Genomic DNA, 16,683 nt, shown 5'->3' with positions numbered 1-16,683 from the left:
AAGAGCGGCCGACGTCGGCAGCAAGGTCTAAAGTAGTTCGCCAATACCATCACAACGGATAAATCACTTATGAGCGTTCTGGTTCGAGCTGCCCGTGCCGAAGATGCAGCGGCCATCAGCAAGGTGGTGATCGCTGCACTTCGCCAATCCAATGCCCTGGACTACCCGCCCGACGTCATCGCCCGGGTGGAGCAAAGCTTTGCGGCCCCACAGATCCTGGGCTTGATCATCCAGCGTCAAGTCTATGTGGCAATTCTTGATGGGGCCGTGGTCGCAACGGCAAGCCTGGACCAGCAGGTAATTCGCAGTGTATTCGTCGCTCCCGGCCACCAGGGCACGGGAATCGGCAAGCAGCTTATGGCCAGAATCGAATCCGTTGCAGGGCAGCACGGCCTGCAAGAGTTAAGGGTGCCCTCTTCGATCACCGCCGAAGGCTTTTACGCCCGCCTGGGTTTTGAAAAAATCCGCGACGAATTCCACGGTGCCGAACGCACCGTCATCATGCTCAAGCACCTGGCACCCTAGCCTGTTGCGCCTGCTCCGCGAACCACTGCAGCACCCGGGAACAGGCCGGGTGTCCGGCGGCCAGGGGCTGTGGGCACAACGAGTAATTGCCGCCGGTTTTCAATGGCTCGCCAAACGGAATCACCAGCACCCCGCGCTGGATCGACTCATCGGCCAGAGTCATGTCCGTCACTGCGACCCCAAGCCCCCGGGCCGCAGCATCCAGTGCCAGCTCATCGAGGTTGAACGGGATGTGACGATAGCTCTCCAGGGGGTTGCCGTGATTGGCTGACAGCCAGTCGATCCACGCCTGCTTGTCGGCCGAACGGTGCAGCAACGGGAAACCTGCCAGGTCATCCATTGACGTCAGCGGCCCCAGATCCGGGGAGCAAACCGGCACCAGTGCCTCATCGAACAGCACCAGACAGGCCGGGTCAGTGCGGGGCTCCGGCAGATAGAGGATGTAGGCATCACTGTCGCTGGCGGGCTCAACGATCTCGGTGGCAACGGTTTCGATCGACAGGGCTATGTCCGGATGCTGCAGGTAGAAGTCACTGAGCTTGGGCAGTAACCAGCGCACGGCCAGGGAGACGTGCATGCGGATACGAAACGGACGCTTTTGCGGTGAAAGCCGGTCTTCCAGCGCCCGCAACTGCGCAAGAATGGTGCGCGCGCTGCCCAGCACCTCTTCGCCTTCAGCCGTCAGGTGCACGCTGCGACTGTTTCTGGCGAACAGCGGTACACCGAAATGCCCTTCCAGTTGCTGGATCTTGCGACTGACTGCGCTTTGGGTCAGACACAGCGCCTGCGCCGCTAGGGTGAAGCTGCCCGAATCGGCAACTGCAACCAGCGCCTGCAGGCCCTGTAGAGACGGTACGTGGCTAATTGTATCCATGCGCTTTTGGAATCGATCAATGAATTTATAACGTTGGTTATATCACCGTGTTCGTCATAAATTCCAGCTATAGAGGGCGCCACCTGATAACAGCCATGCGATTTGCGCATGTATTCACCCAAGCAGGAGGCGCCGCAACCGTTGAATGAGGTGTTACGTGAAAAATCAATGTGGCTGGATTGCCCTGGCAGGAACCTCCCCGGGCCGCGATCACCTCAAGGGGCCGGAAAAAGCTGACTGGCTGATTATTGGCGCCGGTATCACCGGGCTCAGTGCCGCCCATTCCCTGGCGGAAATGTACCCTGAGGCGCGTATCGTCGTGGTCGATCGGCAGCGCGCAGCCCAGGGGGCCTCAGCGCGCAACTCCGGCTACGCGGTGTCCCACGAAAACCCCGGCGATGATGAGCTGATCGGCCACAGCGGCTTCGCCGGTTTTGAGGTCGACTCTGCAATCGGCTGCGCCGCCGGCGAAGAAGTACGCAAGCGCATCAGCCGCCACGGCATTGAGTGCGAATACCGCGATTCGGGTTACTACTTCGCGGTCAATGATCCCGCCAAGCTGACCCACATCGAAGCCAAGCTTAAAACCCTCAGTGCCGTGGGGGCCTCGGCACAGTTTCTGGAGGGCGGACAACTCGCCCAAAAACTGGGGACCCGTCACTATCGGGCGGCGATCTGGTGCGGTAATGGCAACGCTCTGCTGCAGCCGGCGAAGTACGTCAAAGGCCTGCTGGATGCACTGCCAGCCAATGTCACCGTATTCGAGAACACCGAGATCAGCGGCCTCGAACCCGTGCGCGGCGGCGTGCGTGCCACTGGCACCCAAGGCAGCATCGAGGCCGGACAGGTTCTGGTGTGCCTCAACGCTTTCATTCCGCGCGCCGGGATCGACAACAGCGCCACCTTCCCCATGGAACTCAGCGCCAGCCTGACCCGCCCCCTGACAGACCGGGAATACGCGGCCATCGGCAGCGTCGAGCCCTGGGGCGTACTTTCCACACGCCCCCTCGGCGCAACCGTACGCCTGACTCCGGACCGCCGGGTGATGATCCGCAACACCGCCGAATACCGCACCAAAGACCTGTCCGACAGCGATTTGATACAGCGGCGCAAACACCACGCGCTGGGCTTGCAACGACGCTTCCCGGGGCTCACCGAGCAAGACATTGACTACACCTGGACCGGTCACCTGAGCGCCACACGCAGCGGCCAGCCTTATTTCGCCAAGGTCCAGGAACGGGTGTTTGCCGTCGCCGGCTGCAATGGCTCCGGCGTGGCACGCGGCACCCTGTGGGGCCGGTTGCTGGCGGAAATGGCCAGTGGCGCCAGCTCCCCGCTGTTGCAGTCAGTCATGGACCGGGCACGGCCGGGCTGGCTACCGCCGCGCCCGTTCTTCGACATCGGCGCCGTGTTGCGCATGCGCGTGGAAGCGGTCAGGGCCAGAACCGAAATCTGATGCACTGTGACGAAAAAAATAAAAGCTCCTCGAAAAGGTGATTGAACATGCACATCAACACGATTTCCCTGGCGGTCATGCTGGCCGCGTTTTCGGCAGCCAGCTACGCAGACGAGACAGTCAATATCTCCAACTGGAACGGCTATATCGCGGATGACACCCTGCCCTCGTTTACCAGGCAAACGGGGATCAAGACGACTTACGATATCCACGACAGCAACGAAGTGCTGGAGTCCAAGTTGATGACCGGCAACACCGGTTATGACGTGGTCAGCCCGTCCAACCACTTCCTGTCCCGGCTGATCAAGGCGGGGGCCATACAAAAGCTCGACCGCAGCCAGTTGCCCAACTGGAAAAACCTCGACCCGGTGCTGATGAAAAAGCTCGAGGTGAACGACCCGGGCAACCAGTACGGCTTCCCCTACATGTGGGGTACTGCAGGCATCGGCTATAACGTGGACAAGATCAAGCAGATCTTCGGTACCACCGATGTCACGCAGTCCTGGAGCCTGTTTTTTGATGAAAACAACATCAAGAAGCTGAGCCAGTGCGGCGTCGCAATCATCGACAACCCGACCCAGGTGCTACCTGTCACCCTTAACTATCTAGGCCTGCCGCACCACAGCCATGACCCGCAAGACTACAAGAAAGCCGAACAGGCTCTGCTGAAAATCCGGCCTTACGTTCAGTACTTTCACGCATCGAAGTACATCAGCGATCTGGCCAACGGCAATATCTGTGCAGTGATAGGTTTTAACGGCGATGTGGTGCAGGCAGCCGCCAGTGCCAAGGAAGCCAGGAACGGGATCAACATCGCTTACTCGGTCCCCAGGGAAGGCTCCACCTTGTGGATGGACATGGTGGTCATGCCCAAAAGCGCGCCCCATGAAAAGAACGCCTACACCTACATGAACTACCTGCTCACGCCCCAGGTGATTGCCGATATCAGCAACAACATCCACTACGCCAACCCCAACCTTGCAGCGGATGCCTATCTCTCGTCAGAGGTGAAACAGGACCCTGCCATCTATCCGTCAAAAGAAGTGATAGACACACTGTTCACGGTCGAGGACCTGCCGGCCAAAATTGCCCGGCTCACCACGCGCCTGTGGACCAAGCTGAAGACCAATACCTGAGTCGGCAAGCCCCCTGCAGGAGCGAGTTGGCTCCTGCAGCTTGGGGTTATTCATAGCGCTCTTGCGGCTCACCTCGAGACCGAAGACGAATCCCTTCTGTGCTTTTTCGACCCGGCCACCAGCCACGCCAGCATGCCGAATAATGGCACGAAGATAATGACCGCCACCCACATCAGCCGACTGCTTGCAGGGGCTGCGCTTTTAAGCACGCGGCTGATGGTCCAGAACTCGATCAGCAGCAGGATAATGGCCAGTACGACCCAAATTTGCTCGATTTGCATGCATCACCTCCCAGGTTGTAAAGCTTTAGGTGGGGGCATGCCGCGAGGGTTCATTGTTTTTTCAGTGCTGCGGGCCTGGGCGTTGCCAGTCACAACATAAAGCGGTCAGTCACATTGCGCCGCTCATTGTCATCGCGCACGTCATAGCTGACGGTGGTCGCAATGTTGGCGTGGTGGGCCAGTTTTTGCGCAATGGAAACGTCGTACTCTTCGATCACCCGGGTGATGAATGAACGGCGAAAGTCATGGGGCATGATGTCGACCCCGACCTGCCGGCCGCGCTGTTTGGCGATGTAGTAAATCGCATGCTTGGTAAGGCGCTCGCGGGTGATGTGATTGCCGCGACGAATCCGGTTGAACAAGAAGTCGTCGTCACTGGCTCCGTCCGGCAGGTTGTCCCGTCGAAACGCCAGCCACTGCTCGAGCTTTTCAAAGGCCCAGGCCGGAGCGAACTTGATCAGTTCCTTGTTGCCTTTACCCACCACCCGCAGGCTGCGCTCCTCAACATTCACCTGCCACAGGTCCATGTTCACCGATTCCGACTTGCGCATCCCCGAGCCATACAAAATTGCAATGATTGCCGCATCCCTCAGGCCCTGGGGGCGCGGGTCGGCAGCACAGACATCCATCAGTTCACGAATCAGGGTACGGCGTAGATTACGGCCCTTGGTCAGACGCGAACCACCTCCCGCCTTTACCGCACGGATCTTCAACAAATGATCCTGGGTGATCAGGCTTTGCTGCCAGGCCTGATTCATCACGCCGCGGATGGCATTCACGTACAGCGAGGAGGTATTGGGCGCATAGCCATCTGCGCGCAGTGCAGACACCAGCGCGGTGATATGCCCCGGCTGCAGTTGATGCCACGGAAACTCATCGATGGCGACATCCTCAGCCCCCAGGCGATCCGCCGCCTCCTGCAATACATAACGCATGGTCTGACGGCTCGATGGCGCAAGACGCGCAAGGTAAAGCGCAACAGGCGTTTGAACCTGAGTTAATGCAATGGCTGAAACCTGCGTTGCTGCGGGGTCAATAGTCGACAAAACCAATCTCGATACGGGGCTGAAACAGCCCCTAATATAACCCAAACCTATAGATTGTCCGTGCAGTTATAGCGTTTAGGTGATGGCAGCACCATCGGGCAGCAGCCGCTGCTACAGCCCGGATGCAACCCGTGCTTTTGAACTTCAATGCCTTACATGGCGTTTGCTGACAGCACACTTCGGCGCCCCACTCTTCGGCTATTGAGTTTTATTATTGTCATATTCAAGCGGTGACTGTTTTTAATACACTTTCCCGTTTCTGAACATTGGCTGTACCGCCCTTACTTGTGCCTGTTTAACCTTGACATGAGTTACCTGACTGAGTAGATTGCGCAGGCCGAATTACTTCGGTCTTTTTTAAACCTCACAAAAGAAGCCAATGGACACAGTATCTAGACGCTGTCCGGTCACCGCGAATGCGGAGCTCCGGGCAATTAACCAAGACATTGACAGGACTCGCCTGCACGGCGGGGTCAATTGCGCTAGAGCCTGACGCTCCAACGTAACGACCTCCCCGGCATCAGCCCGGTCACGAGGTGTGTTATGACCTTTAAAACCTTTGTACTACCTGGCGTCCGCGCCTTTAGCTCGAGCATGCGGGTCAAGCTCTGCCGTGAGCCTGCCTTTGCTCGGCAATCCCCCTTCTCCACTGCCGTTCCCGGCGCAAAACCTGTGCACCGCCAGGTGCACTGGCGGGTCAGCCCCGGCACAGGGCAACTGGAACAGCGCTGGAGCATCAACGAATCCCAGGACCCTCCGTGTTGTGGCCCCGTTCGCCTGCTTGCCCGCGCGCCGAGTTTCTACACAGCCGCTCGCGCCGGATAAGCACGGTTTAATCGAGCGCAGAACCTTCTGCAAAGAAAGTTCTGCCATCGATTAACTTCCGCCTGATAAACATCGTTATCTGACTGCTGTTCTTTATGAACCAGATTGGAAGTTTCCTGTTGCCCGCTGATTAATAGCGCTGTTGTAGCGAAACATACAACTGCACCTAAAACTTATTTAAACCGATCGCCGACTTTCGCACCGGACGACTGCTGTTTGCCTCCAGAAAGGCAAGTCGCATGTATGTCCGGATTAAAACAGGCGACAGGAGCAGCCCCCTATGAGCGCATTGAAAACCCCCAAAGCACTGGATAAAAACAGCGCTGCAGACCGTGCAAAACTGTCCATGCGTGCCGCACGTGAAGCACAGAACGGACTGTCGGCGACCCTGGCGAACGTCAAGGCCACCACCGACGGCCTGACCCTGCTCGAGGCCTCGAAACGCCTGCAACTGGAGGGTTACAACGAGGTGGCCCACGACAAGCCGCCCCATGCGATCGTGCAGTTCCTGCTGGCACTGCATAACCCTTTCATTTACGTCCTGCTGACCCTGGCGGTGATCAGCTTTTTCACCGACTACTGGATTCCGCTGCGTGACGGTGAAGAAAGCGACCTGACCAAAGTCATCATCATCGGGTTGATGGTCGGCCTCAGCAGCGTGCTGCGGTTCTGGCAGGAGCACCGCTCGGCCAAATCCGCCGAAGCGCTCAAGGCCATGGTCCGCACCACGGCCACCGTACTGCGCCGCGAAAAGGACGGTGCCAGGCCCCGGGTGCTTGAAATCCCGATGCGCAATCTGGTGGCCGGCGATATCGTGCAACTGTCCGCCGGAGACATGATCCCCGCGGACATTCGCCTGATTGAATCCCGCGATCTGTTTATCAGCCAGGCCGTACTCACGGGCGAAGCTTTACCCGTGGAGAAATACGACACCCTGGGAGACGTCACACAAAAGTCCGCCTCCGGCATGGCAGCCGACCAGAGCAACCTGCTGGACCTGCCCAACATCTGCTTCATGGGCACCAACGTAGTAAGCGGTACAGCCCGCGCCGTGGTGGTTGCCACCGGCCCCCGGACCTATTTTGGTTCGCTGGCCAAAGCCATCGTCGGCTCGCGCTCGCAAACGGCATTCGATCGGGGAGTCAACAGCGTCAGCTGGCTGCTGATCCGCTTCATGCTGGTCATGGTGCCCATTGTGTTTTTCCTCAACGGGTTCTCCAAGGGCGACTGGGGCGATGCCTTAATGTTTGCCCTGGCAGTGGCGGTCGGCCTGACCCCGGAAATGCTGCCAATGATTGTCAGCGCCAACCTGGCCAAGGGCGCCACCGCCATGGCCAAACGCAAAGTGGTGGTCAAGCGCCTGAATGCGATCCAGAACCTCGGTTCGATGGATGTGTTGTGCACCGACAAGACCGGCACCCTGACCCAGGATCACATCATCCTTGAGCACCACGTGGACGCCAGCGGCAAGCGCGATGAGTCGGTACTGGCCCTGGCCTGGCTCAACAGCCATCACCAAAGTGGCGTGCGCAACCTGATGGATCAGGCGGTGGTGCAGTTCTCTACACAGGATCCAAAGTTCAAAGTGCCGTTTGCCTACCGCAAGGTCGATGAACTGCCTTTCGACTTTGTCCGCCGACGCCTGACGGTCGTGGTCAAGGACAAACGGGGTGACCACCTGCTGGTATGTAAAGGCGCAGTAGAGGAAATGCTCGCCATCTGCACCCATGTCATGGAAGGCACCGCCAGCGTTGCGCTGGACCCGTTGCGCCGCCAGCAGTTGCTGGAACTGGCCAGCGGCTACAACGAAGACGGCTTCCGGGTACTGCTGGTTGCCACCCGTGAAATTCCCAAGGCCCAGTCACAAAAGCAATACACCACCGGCGATGAGCGGGATCTGGTCATCCGCGGCTTGCTCACCTTCCTCGACCCGCCAAAAGAAACCGCCGGCCCGGCGATTGCCGCGCTGCAGGCAATAGGGGTAGCGGTAAAAGTACTGACCGGCGATAACGCCACAGTCACCGGTAAAATCTGCCGCCAGGTGGGACTGGAGCCAGGCTCGCCGTTGCTCGGTCCTGAAATAGAGGCCATGGACGACGCCACGCTGCAACTGGAGGTGGAGCAGCGCACGGTGTTCGCCAAGCTCACTCCGCTGCAGAAGTCCCGGGTGCTCAAGGCACTGCAGGCCAATGGTCACACGGTCGGCTTTCTCGGCGACGGGATTAACGATGCCCCGGCCCTGCGCGATGCGGACGTGGGCATTTCGGTGGACAGCGGCACGGACATCGCCAAAGAGTCGGCCGACATCATCCTCCTGGAAAAGAGCCTGATGGTGCTGGAAGAAGGCGTGCTCAAAGGCCGCGAAACCTTCGGCAATATCATGAAGTACCTGAACATGACCGCCAGCTCCAACTTCGGCAACGTGTTCTCGGTACTGGTGGCGAGTGCCTTCATCCCTTTCCTGCCGATGCTGTCGATCCACCTGCTGCTGCAGAACCTGATGTACGACATCTCCCAGCTGGCGCTGCCCTGGGACAAGATGGACAAGGAGTACCTGCAAAAACCGCGCAAGTGGGATGCGAAAAACATCGGCCGGTTCATGATCTGGATCGGGCCGACCTCGTCGATCTTTGACATCACCACCTTTGCCCTGATGTGGTACGTGTTCTCGGCCAACAGCGTGGAAATGCAGACCCTGTTCCAGTCCGGCTGGTTCATCGAGGGCCTGCTCTCGCAAACCCTGGTGGTGCACATGCTGCGCACCCGAAAAATCCCCTTCATCCAGAGCACTGCCGCATGGCCGGTGATCATGATGACCCTGATTGTCATTGTGCTGGGCATCTACGTGCCGTTCTCGCCGCTGGGCACCATGGTCGGCCTTGAGCCGCTGCCGCTGTCGTACTTCCCCTGGCTGGTGGCCACCCTGTTCAGCTACTGCTGCGTTGCACAGTTGATGAAAACCCTCTACATCCGCCGCTTCAAGCAGTGGTTCTGAGCTGAATCTGCGGGCGCCGGTCTGGCGCCCGCAAAACAATGAATGTTTGTTATGTGGAGATTCCTCATGTCGGGAACCACTCTGTTACTCAACCTCGCGGGGGCCATAGCCCTGTTGCTGTGGGGTACCCATATGATTTCAACGGCGCTGCTGCGCGGGTTTGGTACCCAGCTGCGTAACTGGATGGGGCGCAACCTGAACAATCGCTGGATGGCGCTGATTTCCGGAATCGGTATTACTGGCGTACTGCAGAGCAGTACCGCCGTCAGCCTGATGGCAACCTCATTTACCGCCGCCGGCACCCTGGGCCTGGCGCCAGCCCTGGCCGTGATGCTGGGAGCGAACATCGGTTCGACCCTGGTGGTGCAACTGCTGAGTTTCGACACTTCACTGGCGATGCCGGTGATACTGCTGGTGGGTTTTGTGGTGTTTCGCCTGCGCGATGACTCACGCTTTGAAAGCATCGGCTGCGCGCTGATCGGACTGGGGCTGATGCTCCTGGCCCTGAGTCTGCTCAGCGCCAGCCTGGGTCATATGGAAGCCACGTCGGTGTTCCGCGCGCTCATGCAAAGCCTTGAGGGCGACCTGGTCACCGCGGTGCTGGTCGCAGTCCTGCTGACCTGGATCTGCCACTCCAGCGTGGCAGTGGTGTTGCTCATTGCCTCCATGGCCGGTGCCGACATGATGACCCCGGTGACGGCGCTGGCCTTGATGCTGGGTGCCAACATAGGTGGTGCCTTGCCCTCGGTGTTCAGTGCCGGCTCCCCGGTGGCGCGGCGCCTGCCCGTGGGCAACTTGCTGATTCGTTTGTTTGGCAGCCTGCTGTTGCTGCCGTGCCTGCCACTGATTGCCGCACAGCTGGGCCGAACCGATATCGGCCCGGCCCAGCTGGTGGTGTATCTGCATAGCGCATTCAACATCGCCCTGGCGCTGCTGTTTATCGGGCTGACCGAACCCATGGCGCGCCTGCTGAGCCGGCTGTTTGCCGAGCAGCAGAGCCCGGTGGATCCCGGCATGCCGCAATACCTCGATGAAGCCGGGCTGGAAGTGGCCAATATCGGGCTGTCCAACGCCGTACGCGAAGCCCTGCGCCTGGCGGACATGGCCTCGCTGATGCTCAGCCAGGTGCTGCAACTGTTCGAGAAGCCCGATCAGGCCGCCTTCGCCAAAGTCCGCCAGCTGGATCACTCGGTGGACCTGCTGAGTGCCGCCATTCGTGCCTACCTAGCGGATATAGGCCATGACGGGCTGAGCGATCATGACGCCGACCGCGCCCAGGAAATCCTGATGTTCGTGATCAACCTCGAACATGCCGGCGACATCCTCAACAACCTGGCGCAACTGGCCATCCGCAGAACCCGCCGTGGCGAGCACTTTTCCAGCTTCGAGCTGCGACATATCCAGGCCATGCACCAGGCCCTGCAGGACAGCCTGAACCTGGCAGTGACCGCCTTCATGGGCGAAGACGTGCTGGCAGCCAACACCCTGGTCAGCCACAAGGACACCGTGCGCAAGCTGGAAGCCAGGGCCAGTCGCGAGCATTTTCGTAAATTGCAGAATGACAAAACGGCCTGGGCCGAGTCCGGGGATATTTTCCAGCGCGTGCTGCGCGACTATCGGCGGGTTCATCACCATATTGCCGCCCTCGGCTACCCGGTGCTGGAGCGCTGCGCAGAACTCAACGGCTTCGTCGACCACAACTCCAGGGACACTGACCCGTGCGCCTCTTGATCTGTGCCGGGCGCCATTACGCCGACACCCTGATGTGCCTGCGCGTACTGGATGCCTACCAGGCCATCAATGGCGTGAGTGTGCTGATTCACGGCGCCAGTCCGTATCTGGGCAGCGCCGTGGAGGACTGGGCGCGCGAGGCGGGAGTCGATGTGGTGCGCTACCCGCCGAACTGGAAGATGTACGGCAAGCAGGCCGAGCGCCGGCGCAATCGATTCATGCTCACGGACAGTCGCCCGGACGTGGTCATTGCCCTGCCCGGGGGAGATGACACCTGTGCGCTGATCAGCCGGGCCAGAGCGGCCGGCATTCATGTTGTAACGGTTAACAACTGACTTTATTGATTCCACTCAGGAGTTTTACCCATGACTGAAGTATCCCGTTCAGCAGCCGTTCGCCATTGGGTCGGCGCTTCGATGAGCATCGCCCTGACCCTTGGCCTGGTCTCCAAAACCTGTGCGTCCGGTGGTTCATACGTGGTCGACGACGGCGCAATCAACAGCCCCGGCGAATGCAACATCGACGCCTGGTTCACCAGCAACCGTCACCACAGCGCCACCCACAACGCAGTCATTTCCCAGGACTGTACTTCACACAACCTGCCCTGGCTGCAATGGGGAGGCGCCATAGAGCAAGGTCACAGCAACGACGGCACCGCCCGACAGTTGAGCCCGCAACTCAAGGCGCAGCTGTATTCAAGTCTGGACCAGAGCCTGGAACTGGCGCTATCGGGCGAGGCCCGCTTTGCGCTGAACCGGGCCCACAGCTATGACGGCACCGACCTCAACCTGCCGCTCACCTGGCAACCTTTCGCGCCCCTGCGACTCAATCTTAACGGCGGCTGGAGCCATGCCTGGAACGACGGCAAGCAGAGCCACCGACTGACCTGGGGTAGCGGCTTTGAATATGCCGTTACCAACTCGCTGACCCTGATTGGCGAACGCTACGGCGAAGAAGGCGGCGAGCAGTCCTGGCAGACAGGTCCCAGGTTCCACATAGGCTCTGCCGTGGATCTGGACCTGGTGCTCGGTCGCACCCTGAACCGCGACCGCGACCGCTGGCTGACCACCGGGGCTACCCTGCGTTTCTGAGGCTCAGCCGCTAAAACCCCCGGGCCAACAGAATGGCCACCCCCAACAGCATGATGGCTGTGGCCCGTTGCAACAAAACTTGTCGCGACGGGCTTTGCAGCACCCGCCGCACCCGCTGGCCGAAGTAGCAATACAGGCAGCCGCTGGTGAACTGCAACAGCAAGAACACCAGCCCCAGTACCGCCAGATCCAGCGCCCGGGTGGCACTGCCCTGCCCGGCAAACTGCGGGAACACGGCACTGAACATGACAATGGTTTTGGGGTTGGCAAAGCCGGTGAGCAGCCCCTTGGCGAAACGCCCCCTGAAGCTGCTGTCCAGGGACTCGGCAGGACGCTCCAGCAACAGTGCCCGACTGTTCCATTGCCGATAGGCCAGATACAGCAAATAGGCCACGCCGATACATTGAATGACGCGACTGATCAGGGGATTGCCCTTGACCAGCTCGGCAAATCCGACGGCAAAAATCAGGATCGACACCAGATACGCAGCGCTGGCGCCAAGCTGCACCGGCATTGAGCGCTTCAAGCCTTGCTGCATGCCGAAGCCCATCAACAGTAAGGTCATGGGCCCGGGACTAAAGGTCATGGTGGCGCAGAAAAACAGAAAGTAGAGGAAGGACGCGAGTGTCAGTTGTGTGGCCATTATCTTTATCAGATCCCGAAACCATTGCTCGAACACCTGCGAGCGGTTCCGCAGTTTAGGTGGCGCAGCCCGGCATGGGCAGATCAAGCCCCGACCAACTTGACCGTACTTTACTGGTAGCATGACCGGTAAAGTACGAGGTCATTGATGCCTATCCCCACGATTGAATTCCAGCCCGGCACTCCCAAAGTCCAGCAGATTGTCGAAGCCCTGAACCAGGCCATTACCCAAGGTCGCCTGAACCCGGGGGCCAGACTGCCCTCCGCCAGGGAAATGGCCCTGAGCTGGGGCGTCAGTAAATTCACCCTGATTGAGGCTCTCGATCGCTTGCGTGGACAGGGCCGGATCACTTCAAGCCAGGGCCTTGGCTACTTTGTCGCGGCCAGGGCTGCGGCTGCAGAACGGGCGAGCGCGCTTGATCTGTTACCGCAAGACCTGACCAGTGTCCTGCGCCGCTCATTGACCGGCGCCAGCGGCGCCATGCGCCCCGGCAGCGGTCATCTGCCTGAAAGCTGGCTGGAGCCCAGCGCCATGCGCACCCACCTGCGCCAGCTCAGCCGCTCGCCGGGGCTGCGCCTCACCGGCTATGGCGATCCGGCGGGTTACCTGCCATTGCGTCTGGCACTCCAGCAAAAACTGCTGGGCCAGGGCCTGGACGTTGCCGTCGAGCAGATCATCACCACCGCCAACACCGTGCAGGCACTGGACATGTTGTTGCGCTTGCGGGTGCGTCCCGGCGATACGGTGCTGCTGGACATGCCCTGCTACTTCAACTTCCACGCCAATCTGGCGTTGCACGGGGCACGGGTCGTGACCCTTGAGCGCACGCCCAAGGGGCTGGATCTGCAAGCGCTGGAGCAGCTGTTTGAGCAGCACCGGCCGAGCCTGTATCTGACCACAGGCCTGCTGCATAACCCCACCGGCCATTCCTTTTCTCCGGCCCAGGCCTACGGCTTGCTGGAGCTGGCCAAGCGTCATGACTGCCATATCATCGAGGACGATCTGTACGGCGACTGGCACCCTGACCCGCCTCCGCGGCTCGCGGCCCTGGCCGGGATCGAACACGTCACCTACCTCAGCGGCTTTTCCAAAACCCTGAGTGCCAATCTGCGGGTGAGCTATGTGGTGACCTCGGCGCAGGCAGCCGCCAACCTGACCCATCTGAAACTGATGTGCGGCGGTATCACCTCGGAAATGTTCGAACAGGTCGTCTGTTCGATGCTCACTGACGGCACCTATCACAAACACCGCAAGCGGGTGATGCAAGGTCTGCTGGCCAGCGGTGCGCGGGTGGCCAGCTGGTTGCAAGGCCTGGGGTTCACCCTCAATGCACCTTACACCGGGGGCCTGTATATCTGGGCCACGCTCCCCGCCGCACGGGACGCCGCAACCCTGGCCCAGGAGGCGCTCGCCCGGGATCTGGTGCTGGCGCCGGGCATCCTGTTCGGCTTTGACCCCGCACTGCGCCACTGCATGCGTTTTAACGTGGCCCACACCGACAAGCCCGAGGTGATGGCTGCCTTGGCAGCGCTGCTGGATTAGCCCGGGGCCATTGCTTCCCTATGCCACACCGAGTGAGCTATAAGTCAGGCCGGACATAAAACTGTCCCGCCCACCGATGGGCGCGGGCAGCCAAAGAGCTAACAATCAGCCACCGGAAGACCTTCATGTCGATTTTTGAGCAAGGCCTTGAGCCCAATGCTGTCAACCATATTGCCCTGTCGCCGTTGAGCTTTATCGAACGCACAGCCAGTGTCTACCCGGACTACCCCGCCGTGATCCACGGCTCGATTCGCCGCACCTGGCTGCAGACTTACCAGCGCTGCCGGCGTCTGGCGAGTGCGCTGGCCGCTCGCGGGATTGGCAAGGGCGATACCGTGGCGGTGATGTTGCCCAATATCCCGGCCATGCTCGAAGCCCACTTTGCGGTGCCCATGCTCGGCGCAGTGCTCAATGCACTTAACGTACGCCTCGACGCCGAAGCCATTGCCTTCATGCTGGCCCACGGCGAAGCCAGGGTGTTGATTGCCGACCGTGAATTCCATGCCGTGATCCATGCTGCCGTGGCCATGCTTGATCATCCACCGCTGATCATCGACGTGGATGACCCGCAATACGGCGAAGGCCAGCCGGTCAGCACACTGGATTACGAGGCGCTGCTGACCGAGGGCGACCCTGACTACCCGTGGCAATGGCCGGCAGATGAGTGGCAGGCGATCGCGCTCAACTACACCTCCGGCACCACGGGCAACCCCAAAGGCGTTGTCTATCACCACCGCGGGGCCTACCTTAACTCCCTGGGCAACCAGATGGTCTGGGCCATCGGCAATCACCCGGTGTATCTATGGACCTTGCCGATGTTCCACTGCAACGGCTGGTGCTACCCGTGGATCATCACGGCCCTGGCCGGCGTGCACGTGTTCCTGCGCCGGGTTGATCCGCAACGAATTCTCAGTCTGATCCAGGAGCATCAGGTCACCCATATGTGCGGCGCGCCGATTGTGCTCAATGCCCTGACCAACCTGCCGCTATCCGCCAGGGTTGCCATCGATCATCCGGTGAATGTGATGGTCGCGGGTGCAGCACCACCGGCCCAAGTGATAGGTGCGGTGGAAGAAATGGGCATCAAAGTCACCCACGTGTATGGCCTGACCGAAGTCTATGGCCCGGTGACCATTTGCGCCTGGCATGAGCAATGGGATGCCCGGCCACTGGCCGAGCGTGCGCAGATCAAATCCCGCCAGGGGGTACGCTATCCGACGCTGGAAGGGGTAATGGTTGCCGATCCGAAAACCCTGGTACCGACCCCGCGGGACGGAGAAACCATGGGTGAGATATTCATGCGTGGCAACACCGTTATGAAGGGTTACCTGAAGAACCCCAGTGCCACCGCGCAAGCCTTTGAGGGGGGCTGGTTCCATACCGGGGATTTGGCCGTGTGCCACCCGGATGGCTACATGGAGATTCGTGACCGGCTCAAAGACATCATCATTTCGGGTGGCGAAAACATCTCGACCATCGAAGTTGAAGGCGTGCTTTATCGTCATCCCGGGGTACTGGAAGCGGCGGTGGTCGCCCGCCCGGATGAAAAGTGGGGCGAAACGCCCTGTGCCTTTATCACCCTCAAGGATGACCACCAGCAGGTGCTCGACCTGGATATCATTGCTTTTTGTCGCCAGCACCTGGCGGGATTCAAAGTGCCGCGCACGGTAGTGTTTACCCTGCTGCCCAAGACCTCGACCGGCAAGGTCCAGAAATACCTGTTACGCGACATGGCCAAGGCCCTGTAGTCGCTGCCGAGGAACTTAACAAGCTTGCACAAGCCCGACATGAAAACGGCGGCCTGTTCAGGGCCGCCGCTTGATGCTGCTGTGTTGATCCCTGTCTCAGATACTCAACTCGTCCAGCAACAGCACTTCACGATGCTCGATCAAGTCAGCAACAGCTTTGCCCATCGCCAGGTAATGCGCTGTGGTTTTGTGGTGCTCAATGGCCGCCATGTCCTTCCAGCCTTCGATGAATACAAAACGCTCGGGATTGGAGCGATCTACATGCAGGTCATAGAAAAGACAACCGGCTTCAGCCCGTGATCCGGCCACACATGCACTCAGCGCCTGTTTAACAGCCGGTCCATGACCAGGCTTGGCACTTAAGGTGGCAACAATTTTGATAATTCTGGACATATACGATTCCTGCAGCTTGCGGTGACTTAAACGTTCAGTAGTTGGACAATTTTGTCTTTGATCTGGAGCCTTTGCTCCTTGAGTTTCTTCAAGACCTCATCCGGGACACCAATGGCCTCCCCGGCCTCCGCTTCAATGACCTCGGCATCCTTCTCGCCATATTGCACAAACAACTGGTTCAGATGAGCGTTTTCGCTGCGACACTTGCTGACAGCCTCTTTAGTGAGTCCCAAGTCTTGCAACAAATCGTGTTTGACTGGCATATCTGCACCTCTTAGACGTTTCGGTGACGATTCCAGACTCTTTAAATGAGTCCGCTCAAGGGGCTCAAGCCAACACCCCCACCTAAGCAATAGCACGCAACAGGTCACCGAGAAAGCCAGGCGTACACATAAGC

The 16,683-nt window shown here is 59.6% G+C and carries 15 protein-coding genes; 9 read left to right on the top strand and 6 right to left on the bottom strand.

Features of this window, described 5'->3' with window-relative positions; genetic code table 11:
- Positions 1–69: 69 nt before the first annotated feature.
- Positions 70–525, top strand: a complete 456-nt coding sequence (locus JQ845_RS05265) for a GNAT family N-acetyltransferase (RefSeq protein WP_003445651.1) — start codon at positions 70–72, stop codon at positions 523–525.
- Here the strand turns inward: JQ845_RS05265 and JQ845_RS05260 are convergent.
- Positions 506–1,399, bottom strand: coding sequence for a LysR substrate-binding domain-containing protein (locus tag JQ845_RS05260; RefSeq protein WP_203008678.1), 894 nt, complete (start codon positions 1,397–1,399; stop codon positions 506–508). The genes JQ845_RS05265 and JQ845_RS05260 overlap by 20 nt on opposite strands.
- A gap of 157 nt (positions 1,400–1,556) precedes the next feature.
- Between JQ845_RS05260 and JQ845_RS05255 the strand changes: the two genes are divergently transcribed.
- A complete protein-coding gene (locus tag JQ845_RS05255; RefSeq protein WP_203008676.1) occupies positions 1,557–2,855 on the top strand; it encodes an NAD(P)/FAD-dependent oxidoreductase in 1,299 nt (432 codons plus the stop codon).
- 47 nt (positions 2,856–2,902) lie between these two features.
- Positions 2,903–3,991: a polyamine ABC transporter substrate-binding protein gene (locus tag JQ845_RS05250; protein WP_003445659.1), complete on the top strand. Its 1,089-nt coding sequence runs from the start codon at positions 2,903–2,905 to the stop codon at positions 3,989–3,991.
- Positions 3,992–4,059: 68 nt separating this feature from the next.
- Here the strand turns inward: JQ845_RS05250 and JQ845_RS05245 are convergent, their stop codons facing one another.
- Both JQ845_RS05245 and JQ845_RS05240 read right to left on the bottom strand, forming a co-directional pair.
- Positions 4,060–4,272 (bottom strand): PLD nuclease N-terminal domain-containing protein, encoded by a 213-nt coding sequence (locus tag JQ845_RS05245; RefSeq protein ID WP_003445661.1) that lies wholly within the window; start codon positions 4,270–4,272, stop codon positions 4,060–4,062.
- Positions 4,273–4,361: 89 nt separating this feature from the next.
- Positions 4,362–5,207 (bottom strand): site-specific integrase, encoded by an 846-nt coding sequence (locus JQ845_RS05240; RefSeq protein WP_003445663.1) that lies wholly within the window; start codon positions 5,205–5,207, stop codon positions 4,362–4,364.
- 1,216 nt (positions 5,208–6,423) lie between these two features.
- On the opposite strand from JQ845_RS05240, the gene mgtA reads away from it, so the two are divergent.
- From mgtA to JQ845_RS05220, 4 genes are all read left to right on the top strand, one after another.
- Entirely contained in the window at positions 6,424–9,138 is a 2,715-nt protein-coding gene (gene mgtA / locus JQ845_RS05235; protein ID WP_161718732.1) for a magnesium-translocating P-type ATPase, read from the top strand.
- A gap of 66 nt (positions 9,139–9,204) precedes the next feature.
- Complete coding sequence (locus JQ845_RS05230) at positions 9,205–10,869, top strand: Na/Pi cotransporter family protein (protein WP_202210750.1); 1,665 nt, start codon at positions 9,205–9,207, stop codon at positions 10,867–10,869.
- Positions 10,857–11,204, top strand: coding sequence for a DUF2493 domain-containing protein (locus tag JQ845_RS05225; protein WP_003445668.1), 348 nt, complete (start codon positions 10,857–10,859; stop codon positions 11,202–11,204). The genes JQ845_RS05230 and JQ845_RS05225 overlap by 13 nt, the downstream gene beginning before the upstream one ends.
- A 30-nt stretch (positions 11,205–11,234) precedes the next feature.
- Positions 11,235–11,960 (top strand): hypothetical protein, encoded by a 726-nt coding sequence (locus JQ845_RS05220; protein WP_203008674.1) that lies wholly within the window; start codon positions 11,235–11,237, stop codon positions 11,958–11,960.
- Between the two features lie 10 nt (positions 11,961–11,970).
- Here JQ845_RS05220 and JQ845_RS05215 read toward each other — a convergent pair whose 3' ends face one another.
- A complete protein-coding gene (locus JQ845_RS05215) occupies positions 11,971–12,603 on the bottom strand; it encodes a LysE family translocator (protein ID WP_127195368.1) in 633 nt (210 codons plus the stop codon).
- A 147-nt stretch (positions 12,604–12,750) separates the two neighbouring features.
- On the opposite strand from JQ845_RS05215, the gene JQ845_RS05210 reads away from it, so the two are divergent.
- The gene (locus tag JQ845_RS05210; RefSeq protein WP_203008672.1) at positions 12,751–14,145 is read left to right on the top strand and encodes an aminotransferase-like domain-containing protein; all 1,395 of its coding nucleotides are present in this window, start codon (positions 12,751–12,753) and stop codon (positions 14,143–14,145) included.
- Positions 14,146–14,270: 125 nt separating this feature from the next.
- Positions 14,271–15,893 (top strand): acyl-CoA synthetase, encoded by a 1,623-nt coding sequence (locus tag JQ845_RS05205; protein ID WP_203008671.1) that lies wholly within the window; start codon positions 14,271–14,273, stop codon positions 15,891–15,893.
- Between the two features lie 96 nt (positions 15,894–15,989).
- On the opposite strand, the gene JQ845_RS05200 is transcribed toward JQ845_RS05205, so the two are convergent.
- Together JQ845_RS05200 and JQ845_RS05195 are read right to left on the bottom strand one after the other, a co-directional pair.
- Entirely contained in the window at positions 15,990–16,286 is a 297-nt protein-coding gene (locus JQ845_RS05200; protein WP_003445673.1) for a putative quinol monooxygenase, read from the bottom strand.
- 26 nt (positions 16,287–16,312) lie between these two features.
- Positions 16,313–16,549: a YdcH family protein gene (locus tag JQ845_RS05195; protein WP_010657027.1), complete on the bottom strand. Its 237-nt coding sequence runs from the start codon at positions 16,547–16,549 to the stop codon at positions 16,313–16,315.
- Between the last annotated feature and the right edge of the window lie 134 nt (positions 16,550–16,683).

It is taken from the genome of Pseudomonas paraversuta, from assembly GCF_904063065.1.
GTDB lineage: Bacteria > Pseudomonadota > Gammaproteobacteria > Pseudomonadales > Pseudomonadaceae > Aquipseudomonas > Aquipseudomonas paraversuta.
This window is presented reverse-complemented; position numbering and strand designations above follow the sequence as displayed.

Coding starts and splice junctions, on each gene's coding strand:
- JQ845_RS05265 (WP_003445651.1), top strand. CDS start 70: ATGAGCGTTCTGGTTCGAGCTGCCCGTGCCGAAGATGCAGCGGCCATC.
- JQ845_RS05260 (WP_203008678.1), bottom strand. CDS start 1,399: ATGGATACAATTAGCCACGTACCGTCTCTACAGGGCCTGCAGGCGCTG.
- JQ845_RS05250 (WP_003445659.1), top strand. CDS start 2,903: ATGCACATCAACACGATTTCCCTGGCGGTCATGCTGGCCGCGTTTTCG.
- JQ845_RS05245 (WP_003445661.1), bottom strand. CDS start 4,272: ATGCAAATCGAGCAAATTTGGGTCGTACTGGCCATTATCCTGCTGCTG.
- JQ845_RS05240 (WP_003445663.1), bottom strand. CDS start 5,207: ATGCGTTATGTATTGCAGGAGGCGGCGGATCGCCTGGGGGCTGAGGAT.
- mgtA (WP_161718732.1), top strand. CDS start 6,424: ATGAGCGCATTGAAAACCCCCAAAGCACTGGATAAAAACAGCGCTGCA.
- JQ845_RS05230 (WP_202210750.1), top strand. CDS start 9,205: ATGTCGGGAACCACTCTGTTACTCAACCTCGCGGGGGCCATAGCCCTG.
- JQ845_RS05220 (WP_203008674.1), top strand. CDS start 11,235: ATGACTGAAGTATCCCGTTCAGCAGCCGTTCGCCATTGGGTCGGCGCT.
- JQ845_RS05215 (WP_127195368.1), bottom strand. CDS start 12,603: ATGGCCACACAACTGACACTCGCGTCCTTCCTCTACTTTCTGTTTTTC.
- JQ845_RS05210 (WP_203008672.1), top strand. CDS start 12,751: ATGCCTATCCCCACGATTGAATTCCAGCCCGGCACTCCCAAAGTCCAG.
- JQ845_RS05205 (WP_203008671.1), top strand. CDS start 14,271: ATGTCGATTTTTGAGCAAGGCCTTGAGCCCAATGCTGTCAACCATATT.
- JQ845_RS05200 (WP_003445673.1), bottom strand. CDS start 16,286: ATGTCCAGAATTATCAAAATTGTTGCCACCTTAAGTGCCAAGCCTGGT.
- JQ845_RS05195 (WP_010657027.1), bottom strand. CDS start 16,549: ATGCCAGTCAAACACGATTTGTTGCAAGACTTGGGACTCACTAAAGAG.